The organism is Desulfovibrio sp. 1188_IL3213 (assembly GCF_036763145.1).
Classification (GTDB): Bacteria; Desulfobacterota; Desulfovibrionia; order Desulfovibrionales; family Desulfovibrionaceae; genus Desulfovibrio.
Map to the genome: position 1 here is coordinate 17,564 of NZ_JBAIYR010000001.1, position 15,461 is coordinate 33,024.

General features: G+C 54.2%; 15 protein-coding genes. 8 read left to right on the top strand and 7 right to left on the bottom strand.

The window, feature by feature from the left end; genetic code table 11:
* Positions 1-184 precede the first annotated feature (184 nt).
* Both V6C16_RS00080 and V6C16_RS00085 read right to left on the bottom strand, forming a co-directional pair.
* Positions 185-1,210 (bottom strand): rod shape-determining protein, encoded by a 1,026-nt coding sequence (locus V6C16_RS00080; protein ID WP_333536442.1) that lies wholly within the window; start codon positions 1,208-1,210, stop codon positions 185-187.
* 2 nt (positions 1,211-1,212) lie between these two features.
* Positions 1,213-2,253 carry a GAF domain-containing protein gene (locus V6C16_RS00085; RefSeq protein WP_333536443.1) on the bottom strand — a complete coding sequence of 347 codons (1,041 nt, stop codon included), beginning with the start codon at positions 2,251-2,253 and terminating at the stop codon, positions 1,213-1,215.
* 274 nt (positions 2,254-2,527) lie between these two features.
* Here V6C16_RS00085 and V6C16_RS00090 point away from each other — a divergent pair, with 274 nt between their 5' ends.
* Genes V6C16_RS00090 through V6C16_RS00105 form a run of 4 tightly spaced genes read left to right on the top strand, consistent with a single transcriptional unit; the run spans position 2,528 to position 7,057 of the window.
* Positions 2,528-4,246, top strand: a complete 1,719-nt coding sequence (locus V6C16_RS00090) for a hypothetical protein (protein ID WP_333536445.1) — start codon at positions 2,528-2,530, stop codon at positions 4,244-4,246.
* Positions 4,243-5,001, top strand: coding sequence for a 16S rRNA (uracil(1498)-N(3))-methyltransferase (locus V6C16_RS00095; RefSeq protein ID WP_333536446.1), 759 nt, complete (start codon positions 4,243-4,245; stop codon positions 4,999-5,001). Before V6C16_RS00090 ends, V6C16_RS00095 begins: the two co-directional genes overlap by 4 nt.
* A complete protein-coding gene (locus V6C16_RS00100; RefSeq protein WP_333536447.1) occupies positions 4,998-6,221 on the top strand; it encodes a replication-associated recombination protein A in 1,224 nt (407 codons plus the stop codon). Before V6C16_RS00095 ends, V6C16_RS00100 begins: the two co-directional genes overlap by 4 nt.
* Before the next feature lie 2 nt (positions 6,222-6,223).
* Positions 6,224-7,057, top strand: a complete 834-nt coding sequence (locus tag V6C16_RS00105) for a lysophospholipid acyltransferase family protein (RefSeq protein ID WP_333536449.1) — start codon at positions 6,224-6,226, stop codon at positions 7,055-7,057.
* 149 nt (positions 7,058-7,206) lie between these two features.
* On the opposite strand, the gene V6C16_RS00110 is transcribed toward V6C16_RS00105, so the two are convergent.
* The 4 genes from V6C16_RS00110 to V6C16_RS00125 form a co-directional block, all read right to left on the bottom strand.
* Positions 7,207-7,560 (bottom strand): hypothetical protein, encoded by a 354-nt coding sequence (locus V6C16_RS00110; protein ID WP_333536450.1) that lies wholly within the window; start codon positions 7,558-7,560, stop codon positions 7,207-7,209.
* A 348-nt stretch (positions 7,561-7,908) separates the two neighbouring features.
* Positions 7,909-9,384 carry a DUF438 domain-containing protein gene (locus V6C16_RS00115; protein ID WP_333536451.1) on the bottom strand — a complete coding sequence of 492 codons (1,476 nt, stop codon included), beginning with the start codon at positions 9,382-9,384 and terminating at the stop codon, positions 7,909-7,911.
* Positions 9,385-9,583: 199 nt separating this feature from the next.
* Positions 9,584-9,904, bottom strand: a complete 321-nt coding sequence (locus tag V6C16_RS00120) for a cupin domain-containing protein (protein ID WP_333536452.1) — start codon at positions 9,902-9,904, stop codon at positions 9,584-9,586.
* 419 nt (positions 9,905-10,323) lie between these two features.
* Positions 10,324-10,785: a pyridoxamine 5'-phosphate oxidase family protein gene (locus V6C16_RS00125; RefSeq protein WP_333536453.1), complete on the bottom strand. Its 462-nt coding sequence runs from the start codon at positions 10,783-10,785 to the stop codon at positions 10,324-10,326.
* Positions 10,786-10,971: 186 nt separating this feature from the next.
* On the opposite strand from V6C16_RS00125, the gene pdxR reads away from it, so the two are divergent.
* The 4 genes from pdxR (at position 10,972) to V6C16_RS00145 (ending at position 14,319) form a co-directional block, all read left to right on the top strand.
* A complete protein-coding gene (gene pdxR, locus V6C16_RS00130) occupies positions 10,972-12,396 on the top strand; it encodes a MocR-like pyridoxine biosynthesis transcription factor PdxR (RefSeq protein WP_333536454.1) in 1,425 nt (474 codons plus the stop codon).
* An 89-nt stretch (positions 12,397-12,485) separates the two neighbouring features.
* A complete protein-coding gene (locus V6C16_RS00135; protein WP_333536455.1) occupies positions 12,486-13,088 on the top strand; it encodes a bifunctional transcriptional activator/DNA repair enzyme AdaA in 603 nt (200 codons plus the stop codon).
* 45 nt (positions 13,089-13,133) lie between these two features.
* On the top strand, positions 13,134-13,634 hold the full coding sequence (locus V6C16_RS00140) for a methylated-DNA--[protein]-cysteine S-methyltransferase (RefSeq protein WP_333536456.1): 501 nt from the start codon (positions 13,134-13,136) through the stop codon (positions 13,632-13,634).
* Positions 13,612-14,319, top strand: a complete 708-nt coding sequence (locus V6C16_RS00145) for a DNA-3-methyladenine glycosylase family protein (protein WP_333536457.1) — start codon at positions 13,612-13,614, stop codon at positions 14,317-14,319. The genes V6C16_RS00140 and V6C16_RS00145 overlap by 23 nt, the downstream gene beginning before the upstream one ends.
* A 515-nt stretch (positions 14,320-14,834) precedes the next feature.
* Here V6C16_RS00145 and V6C16_RS00150 read toward each other — a convergent pair.
* On the bottom strand, positions 14,835-15,344 hold the full coding sequence (locus tag V6C16_RS00150; RefSeq protein ID WP_333536459.1) for a nitroreductase family protein: 510 nt from the start codon (positions 15,342-15,344) through the stop codon (positions 14,835-14,837).
* Between the last annotated feature and the right edge of the window lie 117 nt (positions 15,345-15,461).

Below are 15,461 nucleotides of genomic sequence, written 5' to 3' on the forward strand. Positions count from 1 at the left end.
ATGAGGGCATAGCCGTCTGCCGGACGCTCCGGCGCAGAACACAATGAAAAGAAAATACAGCGGCTGCCCTTGGAGCATTTTCACTTTGAAACTGCTCTGCGACGGCGTGAGTAAGCGCAATTTGTTTACTCTGTTAAGCGCCGAAGTAAACTTTGAGAATATCCATTCTCAAAGTTAATCTGCTCTAATTGATAAAGACGGAGCGGTAGGTCTCCCGGTCAAGCATGGCCCTGGCCGTGCCGCGCAGCACTGTGGTAAGCGGGTCTTTGTCCACAAAAACCTTGAGGCGCGTTTCACGGGAGATATACTGGTCAAGGCCCTTGAGCAGGGAACCGCCGCCGGCCATGAGCATGCCGTTGCGGTAAATATCCGCCGCCAGTTCCGGAGGCGTTTTTTCAAGGGCGCGCAGCACAACCTCCAGAATGGCCTGTACTGGCTCGCGCAACGCTTCGCGGATATGGGCTTCGGTCACTTTAACCACGCGGGGGCAGCCGCGCACCATATCCTTACCTGAAACTTCAAGAATGGGCGCATTGGGCATGGGCATGGCCGAGCCAATGATTTTTTTGACATTTTCGGCGGTATTGTCACCCACTTCCATGCGAAAGGCATCGCGCATAAAGCGCTGTACCGCCAAATTCATGGTGTCGCCGGCCACACGCACGGACTGGGAGTTGGCAACGCCCGACAGCGTGATCACAGCCACCTCGCTTGTGCCGCCGCCAATATCCAGCACAAGGTTGCCCAAAGGCTCATGGATGGGCAGGTCAGCCCCTATGGCCGCAGCCATAGGCTCTTCGATCATGGAAATGTCAACAACTCCGGCCAGCATGGCGGAGTCGATGACAGCTCTTTTTTCAACCTGGGTGATACCGGTGGGAATGCATATGGTCATGGACGGCCTGACCAGGCGCAGACCATTAACAGCCTTTTGCACAAAATACGAAATCATGGCCCGGGTAACGTCAAAATCCGCGATAACGCCATCCTTCATGGGCCGAACGGCGCGAATGCTCCGGGGCGTGCGCCCGATATATTCCTTGGCGGCAGCGCCCACAGCCAGAACTTTACCCGTACCCGCATCAAGAGCCACTACCGAGGGCTCGTTGACGACAATGCCATGCGCCCTGGTGTAAAGCAGCGTGTTGGCCGTACCCAGGTCCATGGCGATGTCTTTGGACAAAAAGCGGAAAAGACGCCGCAAAAACATGGCTAATATTCTTTTTCAGGCGGCATGGGGGCATTGTCCGGGTCGTATGCCTGGGGGCCGTTACTGTGTACTCTGGCCTTGGGCAGCATGCCGCGAAGGCGAACCTTGAGGTACAGGTTTTCAAGAAACAGGGCCAGATGGTCAACAGCCTGGCGCACAAAACTGCGCATGGACTCATCAATTTGCCGTGGCTGCGTATGCGCCAGGCACAAAACGCCGCGCGTGCTCTTATTGATCATGACCGGCATGCAGATGGCAGCCTGAAAATCCGGCATGTCGGGCAGCTTGCCAAAAAGTACGGCCGAGGGCGCGCCTTCCACACCTTCGGCCATGACAGGCTGGTCATTGCGAAAAACCCAACCCGTTATGCCGCTGCCCATAGGCAAGATCAGCGGTTCTTCCTGTCCGTCAAGCAGCAGTCGTGCAGACTCGGCTTCCACGCAGTAGGTTTCGCCCGGCGTATCGACAGAGGCAAAGGCGCAGTAGTCAAAACCGGTGGCTTCCACCATAATGCGCAGGTAGTTTTGCAAGAATTGCGGCCAGCGTTTATAGCGGAAGCGTAAATCCTGGATAACCCCCAGCTCCACAAAGTAGCGCGGGATGTCTCCGGCAAGGTCCTGACGGCCCCTGCTGCCCTGCTGGCGGGCCACAAGCTCGGCGAACATCTGAAGAATCTTGTGATCCTTGTCGGAAAAAGAGTATTGCCGCTTGCTGTCGACGCACAAGGCGCCCCCCGTAGGCACGGGGCAGCCCATGAAGGCCTTGATGGACGCTTCTTCTCCACCGGAGTAATAGCCAAGATTGCTCTGGCGCTGATCAAAGTTTGGCACGAGCAGAGGCTGGCGATTGCGCACAATCCAGCCAACCAGCCCCTTGCCGGGCAGCACGGTGGCATTGCCGCCGACTTTGTCGCCCAGGCTGAACGAGGCGGCCAAATGATGCAGATCGCCTTCTTCATCGGGCAGGAAAAGTACAACGGAATATGCGTCAAAAACGCTGCAAACGATACTGAGTATATGCTTTTCCAACGTGTTTTCAGTCATGATGATGCGGGTTTTATGGTGAAGCGGGCTGGCCGCATAAATATCTGAGAGGCACACTCCTTGTAGCAAAGCGTACCGCCCCCGGCAACTGCTTTTGCGGCGTTTCAAGGCAGAGAGCGGATGGCTTACAGGGAAAAACAAGCCAGTTTCGGCCATTCTGAAACAGGTGCAGGTGGCCCCCCTGGCGAAAAATGCTTATTTACCTGTAGGGACTACTGGAATTATTTTTAAAATAAGTATAAAAAATTAAAAAATCAGGTATCGGGATGCGCGGATGATAAAATGGCAAGAGGTCTTCAGCAAAAATGGTTACCCCTGGAAGGACGCAAGCTGCCTGTCCGCTCCAGTGACCATAAGCGACCTTGCGTCACTCAAGCATTTTCTTGATGCCGTACACATACGTTTTTGCCTGGTAAAACCCTACCAGGAAAATAAAAACTACCCGGTTGTCGAAGGGCGTGAGCTTTTGCCCTCTTTTGACAACGACATGTTCGAATACAAAGACCTGCCTGGCTTTGCCATGGTGGCCTTTGCCCGCCAGCTTGATTACTTTTCCGAAATATTTCAGTTCGACAAGCTGCACCCCGTCATAACAGAAGGCGAAGGGGCCTGCTGCCCGCTGGAAAACCAGGTTATGGGGCAGAACCTGCAAACCCTTGCCTCCCGCCTGCCGCGCATGCATCAGGAAGTGTTTCGCCACCAGTTCCGCTCCACGGACACGGTGCTGCTTGAAAACTACCCGGCCCTCATGCCCTATCTGCTCAATATGGACAGGGCGCAGGTTCTTGCATGGGATGCGGACAACCTGTTTCACCTTGCGGGAATTTTTGCCTCTTTTCCTTCCGACATTGACAGCGAGCTCAAGCGCTTCGGCATCCGCATAGGCAAGTTTGTCTATGGCGACAGCGACATTTACGAACGTAACCGCATGTTTGTCTATCAGTACCTTATGGAGCTTTACGGCTTTCCCATTGTGTCTGAGCGGCGCACGTCCAGCGCGCTCTTCTCCCGAAAGCTCCACAAGATGGGTGAACATTTTCTTTTGCGCGTTCTCGGCCAGACAGACAGAACCATCACCACGTATACCGCCACAGGGGAAAATTTGCGCTATCCCCTGCTGGAAAAGGTTGCGCTGGTGGCTGTGGACGCCGACCATGACGAAGCGCTTGAAATTATCGACCGCGACGGCTTTTTTCTCGACAAGCCCCGGCGCGTGGTCATCTTGCGTGTAAGATACCGCCAGCACAGCTTTGATTCCAGCAACGTGCGTCAGGACCGCGCCCTTTCGGTGGTGGCCCAGGAGGTTCTGCACCCGCTTACCGGCGAACCGCTCAAGGGACTGAACCTTATCAAAGACACCTCAAACATGTTTTTGCGCCTTAACGACATTGTGCGGGGCGAATTTACCGGGCGCATCATCTACAAGCGCACCGAGGTGGTGGAAAATACCGATACCCACGAAAAGCGCCTCAAATTTTTGTACAGCTGGCTCACCAAGCATCAGCGCCGCATGATCAGCTACAGTGACGAATTTTTTTCAAATGTCAGCAAGGTGCTGTGCAACTACCTGTACTCACCAGACAATGACGAGGTATTTGACGGGCTGCGCGAGCTTTATCAGGATGTCTGCACACGCTTCAGCTATATCCAGCAAGCCAGGCGTGTGCGCATTCTTGAAGACCTGTGCGGCCGCACCTGCAAGGGAGTGCACATCACATACCGCCAGATGATGAGCGAAACGGTGGCCCTGCTCAACGAACTGAAATTCGAGATTGTCAACTTTTTTCCGGCGCTGGTTGATGCTGTTATTGACTGCGTTGAAAAAATTTTGCGAGACCGCTACCTTCAGCGTCAATATCTGGAGCAGCCGGAAGACAGCCTTACTCCTGCCGGACTGGAAATTCGCAAGAACTACGGACGCCTCGTCTCCCTTCAAGACGGCTTCAAGGCCGTGCGCAAGGCGAGAACGGGCAAGGAAAATATTATAGCATGAGTTTAGCTTTTTTTTACCTTGCTCCTGAAAAATGGGGAAAGGAAGTTTGTCTTGAAGATCAGGAAGCCCGCCACCTGAGCCAGGTTTTACGTCTTGGTCCCGGAGATGAAGTGGGCCTGCTGGACGGCCGGGGCCGCAAAGGCCGCTTTATTGTACGCAAGACCGGCAAGAAAAATGTTCATCTTGAATGCCTCAATGAAGAACATCTGCCGCTGCCCACGGCGCGGGCGGTCATTGCCCTTGCTTTCAGCAAGGCCGTACGCCGGGGATTCTTTATGGAAAAAGCCGTGGAGCTGGGCGCGCACGGTATATGGCTCTGGCAGGGAGATCACAGCCAGGGCAAGCTTTCAGCCGCCGCCACAGAGGCATGCCAGGGGCAGCTTGTGGCCGGGGCCAAACAGTGCGGCAATGCCTGGCTGCCGGAAATGCGCGGCCTCACCAATGGCGTTGATGAACTGGCGGCTCTTGCCGCCGGGGCAGATCACCGGATTTTACCGTGGGAGGCACAGGACAATGTACCCATGCTTACTCCCGCCCTGGCAGGCCAACCGGGCCTGAGCGTGTATGTCATCGGCCCCGAAGGCGGCTTTTCATCGCGCGAGCTTGACGTGCTCAAGCATTCCGGCTTTATTGCCGTAAGCTTGGGGAACCGTGTGCTGCGCTGCGAAACGGCGGCCACCCTGTGCCTGGGACTGCACTGGTGGGCCTCGCAACTGCCTGAAAAAATGTGCTCCAGCGAGGAGTCCGGGACATGAGTGTGAGCAAGCCGCTGCCCGAGCGCATGCGTCCGGATGATCTGGCTCTTTTTCTTGGGCAGACCCATCTTGGCAGCCGCCTTCGTTCCCTCATGCAGGCCAAACGCTTGCCAAGTCTGCTGTTTTTTGGCCCCCCTGGGTGTGGAAAATCCACGCTGGCTCTTTTGCTCGCCAAATCCACTGGCAAGACCTTTCTGCGGCTGAGCGCGCCCGAAGCGGGGTTGCAACATTTGCGGCGGTCGCTTTCAGGCGTTGAAATTCTTGTGCTGGACGAATTGCACCGCTTTTCCAAGGCGCAGCAGGATTTTTTTCTGCCTCTGGTGGAATCGGGTGAACTGACCCTGCTGGCAACCACCACGGAAAATCCTTCCTTCAGTGTGACGCGGCAGCTTCTTTCACGCCTGCATGTGCTCCGTCTGCGTCCTCTGGGACGCACGGAACTTGTGGAACTCGCGCGCCGTGGCGCGGCGGATCTGCAGACAGAAATGCCCGATGACCTGGCCGAGCTTCTGGCGGGAGTGGCCCACGGGGACGCGCGTACCCTGCTGAATCTGGTGGAATACGTGGCCGCCCTGCCCGCCGACTTGCGCGATATCGAGCACATCAAGGCCGCCCTGCCCGAAGTGCTGGTTCGCCACGACAAAGACGGCGACAACCATTATGAGCTTGCCTCGGCCCTTATCAAATCCATCCGTGGCAGCGATGTGGACGCGGCTCTTTACTATCTGGCTTGCCTTCTCGAAGGCGCTGAAGACCCCCGTTTTATCTGCCGCCGCCTTATTCTTTCCGCTTCCGAGGATGTGGGTCTGGCCGACCCCAACGCCTTGCAGCTGGCCGTGGCCTGTCAGCAGGCCGTGGAATTTGTGGGCATGCCCGAAGGCTTCATTCCGCTTGCGGAAACAGTGACGTATCTTGCACTGGCACGTAAAAGCAACGCCACATACGCGGCATATCTTAATGCACAGCGCGAGATCAAACTCAACGGTCCTCATCCGGTTCCCCTACACCTGCGTAATCCTTCCACGCAGTTGCACAAAGAATGGGGGTACGGCAAAGAATACAAATATCCTCACAACTATCCGGAATCCTGGATCCAGCAGACCTACCTGCCGCAAGAACTGGAAGGGCGGCGTTTTTATCAGCCACGCGACAACGGCGAAGAACCCCGCCTTACGCAATGGTGGCGCAAGCTGCATAAAATCAAAAAGACGGAAGATTAGGTATGCACCCTTATATTGAAGGCGAATTTGCAAAAAAATTTCTCACTGGCGATAGCTACACAAGCCAGGGAACACATACAGGCTTTTTTACCCGTCTGATGCCCTCGCTGAGCTTTTACACCCGCCTGTTCGGTGGCCCTTTGCGCTGGCTGTGCGCCAGGGCAGCCAAAGGAAAATGTGACGACAGTGCATGGGTACACGCCAGCGTGTGGGTTTCAGAACTCATGGAGCGCATCGGTTGCCCCATTGAGGTGCAAGGCATGAACGCCATTGAAAAAGTGGACGGCCCCTGCCTTTTTGTCGCCAACCATATGAGCACGCTGGAAACATTCATGCTGCCGGGCATGATACGCCCGCGCATGCCCGTGACATTTGTGGTAAAAAAGAGCCTGACCACCATGCCCCTTTTCGGGCCGGTCATGCGCTCGCGCGCCCCCATTGTGCTTGGGCGGTCCAACCCGCGCGAAGACCTTACCGCGGTGCTGGAAGGCGGCCTTGAGCGCCTGAGCAAAGGCATTTCCATCATTGTTTTTCCGCAAAGCACGCGCGCGCTCGCTTTTGACCAGCGGCATTTCAACACTATCGGCGTCAAGCTGGCCCGCAAAGCCGGAGTGCCGTTAATACCGCTGGCCCTTAAAACCGATGCCTGGGGCCAGGGTAAAAAAATCAAGGAACTTGGGCCTGTAAAACCAGGAATGCCCGTACGGTACTGCTTTGCCAGCCCCGTACGCATTCAGGGGCAAGGCAAGGAAGAACACGCCGCCATTTGCCGCCACATTGCCGAACACCTCGATAGCTGGCAGCGCATGGATGGCGTCAACGGCCAGACAGCCTGATGGGATCTCGCCCGCATCCGGCAGCAACAGCAACGGCCCGCCAGTATTTCCGGCGGGCCGCTTTTATGGAAAAATTTCAATAATACAATTAGAATATATTAGAACATTTTCACTTTGAAATTACTCTGGTGGCTGCGTGGGCAGACGCCCTAGCTGCCCTGCGCGGAAGATTCGGCTGCATCAAGTTTCTTTTGCAGGCGCTTACAGTACAAAGAAAAGAAAAAATTGGCGATGGGGCGGATGGAGATAACCGCAAAAAAAAGCAGAAAATACAGCAAAGAATCAATGAGCATCATGGGGGTTGAGCGTGCCTCAAAGCCCATGCCGCTTAAAAAGCCATGCAGTTTGAGAATGACGGCGCATATGCCAAAAAAAACACATATCCCATACATAAAGCATCTGTCTTTGGCTTTCCGTAACTGCTTGTCCATATCCTCTCCACCTTCGTAAAAATACACGGCCCTGCCCGGCATGCCCCATTTCTGGGCGTCAGAATATGACATAGAAAAACTTTCCACGCCAGCCCTGCCTTGCGGCTTTTCTGCGGCAGTCTGCCCCGCCGTTCTTGCGGAACAAAGCGTTTTACTCTGCCCGTATACATGGTCAAGGTAGCACCGCTCAGCAAAGTGCGGAGCAGGGATGGAGGGCGCTGTCGTCTTCACCATTTCAGCCAGTAGACTGAAACTGCGTGTGATGCCGTGTGATGTAGCTGCCATGACGCACATCGCCCCACGCAACCGCAAAACAGCCTTGCGTTCAAATTGTTTATGGCGGCAAAGGATTCCCCTTTGCCGCCATAAACCGTTGCAGTACAGAAAACTACAGAAAACCCTGCGCCGCTGCGCGGCTGATCATGTCCATTCAAGCAGACGCCTTTGTCCGGTCAGCGAACGAAGGTAGGTGGCGTCCTGTCCGACCTCGAGGCAGCCCAGGTATTCTCCCTGCTTATCCCGCAAAGCCAGATACTGGATGTGAATAAACTTTCCGCCAAGTTCCAGCCAGAATTCCGCCTTGTCTCTCTCACCTTTTTTAAAGGCTTCCAGTATTTCAGTAACCATGTGAACGGACTTGGAGGGATGGCAGTTTTTCACCTCGCGCCCGATGACAGCGGCGCTTCTGGGAAAAATCCGATGAGCGCTGTCAGAATAGTAGGCAACCCGGTCGTCAGCATCTACAAAACTTATATCCACAGGCAGGTTGCAAAGGATGGCGTCCACCACCTGCTGCGGCAAACGGCCGGTGGAAAGGTCTACAAGTCCTGCCTGCCCTGTTTCACGGCCTCCAGAGGATGCCTCCGGGGCAGCCCATTGGTCGCCCGGCACCACACCGAAGGAATAGCCGATTTCATCGTCGCCCCGGCGGCAGCGCCCCCAGTCAGCATCGGTCAACAACTGAAGGCTCATGGGAAAGAGAATATTTTCCTCCTTGCGGAACATTTCATCAACTTCATCCACAAGCTCTTTCACCGCCGTAGTGATGCCGCTTCGGTCGCCCGCATCAAACTGCTCCTGTGCCCGCCGGATCAAGCGCCTGATATCGTCATGCACTTCCCACATGACCTTGCCGGGGGCGCTCAGATCGTGCTGTTCAAGTAAGGGAAACAGCTGGTTTTCCTTGCGGACGTAATGGGTCTGTATGTCGGCCAGCTCCTGTGTCAGCGACTTGAGCCTGCCCACAGTGAAGGGCCACGATTTTTCACCATCGTCACCGGCGACCAGCGCAAGGGCGTCTTTGATTTCAGCAGTGAATTTTTTGGCCTGTGCGTTTTCCCTCAGGTAGGTATCCACCGGATGTCCGGGCGGAACCTGCGGCATCGCCTGCCCTTCCAACGCATTTTGAAACAGCGCCGCGTGCAGGTGACACATTTTTTTTATTTCCGTTTCCGGCATGCCTTCGTTAACAAGGCTCTGCTCAAGGGAGGCGATTTCTTCGGGGCTGATATCGCCCACGGTTTTGTTGAATTTTTCCTGCAGGGCCGCAAATTCCACACCGTCATGCAGTTCCTTGATGATTTCTTTGAGTTGCGCCAACCGCTGTTCCCGCGACGCCGTTACCGAAGATTTCGCCTGCCGTACCTCTGGCGGCGATATTTCTACCGGCTGCCCTGTTTGGGCCATGATCTCTCCTGCAATGAACAAGAGCAGGGCAAGCACATCCTCATTGCCCATGCCTGCGGCTTTTTCGACTGTGGCAATACGCCCCACAGTTTGCCGCAAAAGCGGATTTTTCAGCTTTTCAAAGCTGCTGTTATGCAGCGCCAACGATTCTATCAAAAAAGGATATTCGCTCGTCAGGGAGTGAATGGTCGTATCTTTTGTGAGCAACATAGACACCTCGGACGTTTCTGTGCTTGCGCGCGGCAATGCAGATCATGCGGAAGCGGCAGCCTTGGATGGAACCCAGAGCATTTTTACTTTGAAACTGCTTTGGCGACTGCGTGAGTAAGCGCAATTTATTCGCGATGTTAAGTGCCGCAGCGGGCATGCTTTGAACTTTGAAAATGTCCATCCTCAAAGTCAATCTGCTCTAGATAGGCGGCGTGATGGTCACCAGCAGGCGCATGCGCGACACAGCCTCAACCCCGTGCGGCTCACGAATTTCAGACACAAGGATATCCCCTGCCTTGGCGGGCAGCTTTGCATCGTCCGCCCCAAGGAAAAATCCCTCTCCTTCCAGCACCTGTATGGACAGTTCGCCGTCCAGGTCGTGCGAATGGACAGGAAAAGTCACCCCGGCGTCCAGGTTAAAATTTATCATCTTGAAATACGGCGAATCCTCCACAAGAAAAAACCGCTTCATGGCATTGGCCGAGAATTCTCTTGTTGATTCAAGCTGCAGTATCTTCATGGCTTTTCCTTCGCCTTTGCGGCTGTTGCATGTTGTGATCACGCTTGTCATCTTTGCTATACACAGACGGAGTATCTGATTCTGTGAGCATGCGCACAATTAATTGAAAATTTTTTTCACTCCGTAGTATTACGATATGCTGCGTCACTTCATTGTCAATAACCAAGAGGCATATTGACGATTTCAGCAGGCAATGGTCATGGCCGCGACAATAGCAGACGACCGCCCTAAGCCGCTTAAGCGTAAATAGAACATACTGTTACGCGCAAAATATAATGTTTGAAAAATTGTGTACCGTATTTTCAACGGCGCAACACTCTTCAGGCAGCAGCACAAAAAAAGCCCCCTGCCAGATGCTGAAGATCCGTACAGGGGGCATGACGACAAGTCCGGCGTAACCGCGCGGCCTATTGAAACCATTACGCAGGATAATATTTCCCCGTACAGGACAGGACATCCATTGCAATAACGCCCGTCATTTTGAGCATGGACTCAGGGTATGATCTCCCGGCATGGTGCGGAGCATACTTAGCCACAAAGGCGTCCAGAACGGCGAGCTTCAGCGCGGAGTCTTCGAGCAGGACGGCATTTCCTCTTATAATGACGCTTTCATAGCTGGTGTTGGTATCGCAGGGCAGTTTGTCAGCATGCACAAGGCCGAGCATCCTTTCCACCTCAAAGCCCACGCGGGCATCCTTTTTTATATTGCTCAGCTTTTCACCCACAGCCAAGCCGTGGATAAAGATTTTTCCCTCCCAAAAAACAAAATGCACCGGCGTGATATACGGAAAGCCGTCCGCCCCCGTGCTGGCTAGCCTGCCCACAGCTTCCGTGGCCAGCAGGTCGTGTATTTTTTCTTCAGCCAATGGATATTTCTTCATTCTTGTCTGCATAATTCCTCTCGGCTATGATATTTTGACCCTCTGCATAACAAAAAATACCTGCTGCTGAATAGGGACAGTTTTATCTTTTTTAACCTGACGCTTTATGTCCTTTCAACCGGAAAACAGAACCCGCGCCAGTTATGCACTCCGCAAGGCGCGACCTTGCGCACCGGAGAAAAAGTCATGTTATATCTGAATACCGCCGCTCGTGTTCCTCTCTACCAACAGCTTTATGAACAGGTAAAAAACGAAATTCTTGCTGGAGCAATGGTCCCTGACGCTCAACTGCCATCCATCCGTGCTATGGCAAAAGAACTTCAGCTTGGCAAAAATACGGTTGAAAATGCCTATGCACAACTTGTTCTTGAGGGCTATGTGCGCGTTCGCCCTGGCAGCGGGTACAAGGTGAACTCCGTATACCGCGACATGCATGCCGCCAGGCCCCTTCCCGTCGCTGCCCGCACGGACGCATCCGAAAAAGAAAATCCGGCATCACGGCAACGCATCGACTATGACTTCAATTACGAAAATCTGGATGCCTCTATCTTTCCCGCTGGGCTATGGCGCAGACTGATGGCCGACATTTTGTCGTCCCTTCAAAAAAACAGCGGCCAGGCTACAGATATGCACACCTATGCAGATGCCTGCGGCAGCCTGGCCCTGCGCAGCGAGCTGGTTTCGTATCTTTACCGCAGTCGAGGCGTTTGTTGCGCCCCCGAACAGGTGGTCATATGCAGCGGCCTGCAGCCCTCAATTCTTGCCGTCATGCGCCTGCTTCAGGATGAATGTGCTCTTGTTGCCCTTGAGGACCCCGGCTATGCAGGAGCCAGAGCGGCCTATGAATTTTTCAACGCAGCCACGCTTCCTGTTCCGGTAAAAAGCGACGGCATCGATATAGAAAGCCTTGCGGCGTCACCCGCCAGACTTGTTCACATAGCACCCTCGCACCAGTTTCCCACAGGCGTTGTCATGCCCATTGGCAGGCGTGTGAAACTTCTGGAATGGGCAAAGAAAAACAACGGCTTTATTGTTGAAGACGACTATGACAGCGAACTGCGCTATCACGGCAGGCCGGTTCCCTCGCTTCAATCCATCGACAAGAATGGCCGCGTCATCTATATGGGAACATTTTCAAAGGTACTTTCGCCAGGCATGCGCATGTCGTATATGGTGCTTCCTCCGTTGCTTGCAGACAGGTTCCGCTCTGTTTTTTCCGGTTTCCAGTGTACTGCCCCGTGGCTTGAGCAGGCGGTTCTGAGCCGCTTCATGAAACTGGGATACTGGGAAAAACATTTAAGAAAAATCTGTCTGCTCAAGAAAAAAAAGCACGACCTTTTTGTACATACGGTTGGCCGCCTGTTCGGCAAGCGTGTGCGTATACACGGCCACAATGCCGGTCTGCACCTTTTGCTGGAATTTCCCGCAGGACCGGACGAAACACGCCTTACGGCAAAAGCCGCCGCTTGCGGCGTTCGTGTGTACCCTGCTTCGCCTTTCTGGCAGGACAAAACACGCTGCCCTGCCAATTGCCTGTTTCTGGGCTATGGCACGCTGCCGGAAGCGGATATCATCGCTGCTCTGGGACGGCTGAAAAATGCATGGTTTTGACCTTTGCCCAGACAGGAATTACATCTTGAAAACGGGTAAGACGCATGCGTATGCCTGTGTTATGGCTTTGAAACAGGTGAGGTTTATATATGACAGAACTTTCTGATGCCACCATGTGGCGGGCGCTGTGTGACTGTGATCCGGCCTATGACGGACAGTTTTTTTATGCGGTAAGAACTGTGGGTGCTTACTGCCGCCCCTCATGCAGGTCACGAACGCCGTTGCGGAAAAATGTTTTATACTTCCACACAGCAGAGGAGGCGAAACAAGCCGGGCTGCGGCCCTGCAAACGCTGCCGTCCCGATCTGGACAAGCATGATCCGGCGGCGTTGCTTGCCGGGCAGGCCAAAAACCTCATTGACAGGCACTTCGGCAACCGCGCCCGCCTGAAATGTGAACTCGGACGGCTTGGCGTATCACAGAGTCATCTTGCGGTTATTTTTCGGCAGCAGTACGGCCAGACCCCGGCACAGTATCTCGGACAGGTTCGGGAGCGGCAGACCTGCGCGTTGCTGGAAAAAACAGGTATGCCCATCACAGACATTGCCGCGACCATCGGTTTTGAAAGTCTGACGTCATTTTATGCCTTTTTTAAAAAACAGACAGGCACAAGCCCCGCCAAATACCGTAAACAACGACAACATTCGGCAAGCGCAGGTGACGCGCGTGCTCGCCTTGCCGCGACACACTAAAAAAGTTCACTTCCGGCGCAATGCGCCGCCAATCGGAGCTACACCATGACAAATTTATGGTTTTACGCCTCCCCTATCGGCAAGATCGGCATAGCTGAAAAAAATGACGCCATCTGCCAGGTATTTTTCAGCACTGAGGCTCCGCCTGACGGCTTTGCGCTACAGAAAAGCCCGGTTATTGAACGGGCGGAACGCCAGCTTACGGAATATTTCTCGGGCAGCAGAAAAGAATTTGATTTGCCCCTGAATCTCGGCGGCACAGCATTCCAGACCACCGTATGGCAGGCGTTGCAGACCATTCCGGCCGGAGAAACGCGCAGCTATAAAGACATAGCCGTCATGATCGGCAAGCCCGGCGGCAGCCGCGCCGTCGGCATGGCGAATAACCGCAACCCGGTAGCCATCATCGTTCCCTGCCATCGTGTCATCGGGCAGGACGGCAGCCTTACCGGATATGCGGGTGGCCTTGCCGTCAAGCAATATCTGCTGGAGCATGAAAAAATATGGCAACCAGAGAAAGCCCATGCCCAATACACCTTATTTTGAATACGGCGAAAAAGAAAAATCATGGCTCAGGTCGCGTGATCCGGTTTTGGCCGCAGCTATGGACGAAATCGGTCATATCCGGCGCGAAATCACGCCTGACATTTTCAGCGCGCTTTTAAATTCCATCGTGGGGCAACAGATATCAACAAAAGCCCAGGCCACTGTCTGGAGGCGCATGCGGGAACAGTTCTGCCCTCTAACCCCGGAAAACCTGATGGGCATAAGCGCGGAGAGCTTGCAGACCTGCGGCATATCCATGCGCAAGGCCGTTTATATAAAAAACATTGCCGCGGCTGCCCTGGATGGAAGTCTCGATCTTGAGCGTCTGCCATCCATGACAGATGAGGAAGTCTGCGCACATTTGGTGCAACTGAAGGGCATAGGCGTGTGGACTGCGGAAATGATTATGATTTTTTCCATGCAGCGGCCGGATATCCTGAGTTGGGATGACCTGGCAATCCAACGCGGGCTGCGCATGCTGTACAGGCATCGTCAGATTACCCCCACGCTCTTTGCCAGATACAAAAGACGCTACTCCCCTCATGCCACCACTGCCGCCCTGTACCTGTGGGCCATTGCGGGAGGGGCCTGCGCCAACCTCAAAGACTGTGCGCCGCTGAAAAAGAAAACCAAAACGCCAAAAAAGCCGCCGGTCAAAGCGCAGAAAAACCAGGAACCGCGGTGACCGTGTCTGTGACATGTCGTTACACCGCCTGAACTGATGACGCACCACGGCGATGCTGGTTTTTACGCCGAGGAAGCTAGAGCAATTTAACTTTTAAATTGCTCGGACGGCTGCGTGAGCAGACGTTCGCTACGGAGGCGTAAGCGCAGTTTATCTGCGCGGTTAAACGCCGAAGTGAGCGTGCCTTAAACTTTGAGAATGTATATTCTCAAAGTTAATCTGCTCTAGGTGGCAAAGCGGCAGAGAGGTTTAGAGCAGTTAACGAATGAAATGAGTTAACTGCTCTGCAAGGATTTTCTTGAAAATCCTTGCCACGAAATGCGAGAAGGCAGGCTTTTGCCTGCCGTAAGCGAGCATTTCAAGTGTTAAATGCTCTAGCCGTTAAGCAGATATTTCAAGCGGTGAACGCTCCGGGGGCTGTTTCCAAATAAAGGCGGGCCGCAACGGACCATACCCGGAGCGGCCCGCACAAAAAACAGCGGAACTCTTATTTGCCTTCGGTAACAGGCGGTTGTCTACCAGCCGTTGTGATGAACCCTGTCCTCGCGATAGCGGTCAGCTTCGCCAAAGGGCTGTGCCGGATGCCCGGCGACAACCAGCGCCAGAATATTGATGTTCGCAGGAATTTTCAGCAACTGGCGGATAGGCTCTACCCTGTCTTCAAGCGGATGCATGCCGCACCACACCGTGCCGATATTCTTGCCGCGCGCGGCCAGCAGCATATTTTCCAGCGCGGCCGTACAATCCTGCTGCCAGTAGCGCGGCTCTTTGGCTTCGGCGGGGTCGGCGCAGACAACAATGGCAAGGGGCGCTTCGGCGGCCATCTTGGCATAGGGATGGCGGTTGGCTATTTCCGCCAGCAGGGTTTTGTCGCGCACAACAACAAAGTGCCAGGGCTGGCGGTTATGGGCGCTGGGCGCAGCCATTGCTGCCCGCAGCATGATTTCAAGGTCAGCGTCGCTCACATCTTCGGAAGTGAACTTGCGGATGCTGCGGCGTGTAAAAAGGGCTTCAAAAATGTCCATATGGCACTCTCCTGAAAAAGAACTGTCCCGCCGCTCCAGTATGCATCAGAACGCGTAAAAGAAAAAGCAGGCATATACCTTATAATACCGCATGCCGACAGCATTAGCGCATACGCA

Coding starts and splice junctions, on each gene's coding strand:
- V6C16_RS00120 (WP_333536452.1), bottom strand. CDS start 9,904: ATGAAGATACTGCAGCTTGAATCAACAAGAGAATTCTCGGCCAATGCC.
- pdxR (WP_333536454.1), top strand. CDS start 10,972: ATGTTATATCTGAATACCGCCGCTCGTGTTCCTCTCTACCAACAGCTT.
- V6C16_RS00125 (WP_333536453.1), bottom strand. CDS start 10,785: ATGAAGAAATATCCATTGGCTGAAGAAAAAATACACGACCTGCTGGCC.
- V6C16_RS00105 (WP_333536449.1), top strand. CDS start 6,224: ATGCACCCTTATATTGAAGGCGAATTTGCAAAAAAATTTCTCACTGGC.
- V6C16_RS00095 (WP_333536446.1), top strand. CDS start 4,243: ATGAGTTTAGCTTTTTTTTACCTTGCTCCTGAAAAATGGGGAAAGGAA.
- V6C16_RS00140 (WP_333536456.1), top strand. CDS start 13,134: ATGACAAATTTATGGTTTTACGCCTCCCCTATCGGCAAGATCGGCATA.
- V6C16_RS00150 (WP_333536459.1), bottom strand. CDS start 15,344: ATGGACATTTTTGAAGCCCTTTTTACACGCCGCAGCATCCGCAAGTTC.
- V6C16_RS00135 (WP_333536455.1), top strand. CDS start 12,486: ATGACAGAACTTTCTGATGCCACCATGTGGCGGGCGCTGTGTGACTGT.
- V6C16_RS00145 (WP_333536457.1), top strand. CDS start 13,612: ATGCCCAATACACCTTATTTTGAATACGGCGAAAAAGAAAAATCATGG.
- V6C16_RS00080 (WP_333536442.1), bottom strand. CDS start 1,210: ATGTTTTTGCGGCGTCTTTTCCGCTTTTTGTCCAAAGACATCGCCATG.
- V6C16_RS00110 (WP_333536450.1), bottom strand. CDS start 7,560: ATGTCATATTCTGACGCCCAGAAATGGGGCATGCCGGGCAGGGCCGTG.
- V6C16_RS00090 (WP_333536445.1), top strand. CDS start 2,528: ATGATAAAATGGCAAGAGGTCTTCAGCAAAAATGGTTACCCCTGGAAG.
- V6C16_RS00085 (WP_333536443.1), bottom strand. CDS start 2,253: ATGACTGAAAACACGTTGGAAAAGCATATACTCAGTATCGTTTGCAGC.
- V6C16_RS00100 (WP_333536447.1), top strand. CDS start 4,998: ATGAGTGTGAGCAAGCCGCTGCCCGAGCGCATGCGTCCGGATGATCTG.
- V6C16_RS00115 (WP_333536451.1), bottom strand. CDS start 9,384: ATGTTGCTCACAAAAGATACGACCATTCACTCCCTGACGAGCGAATAT.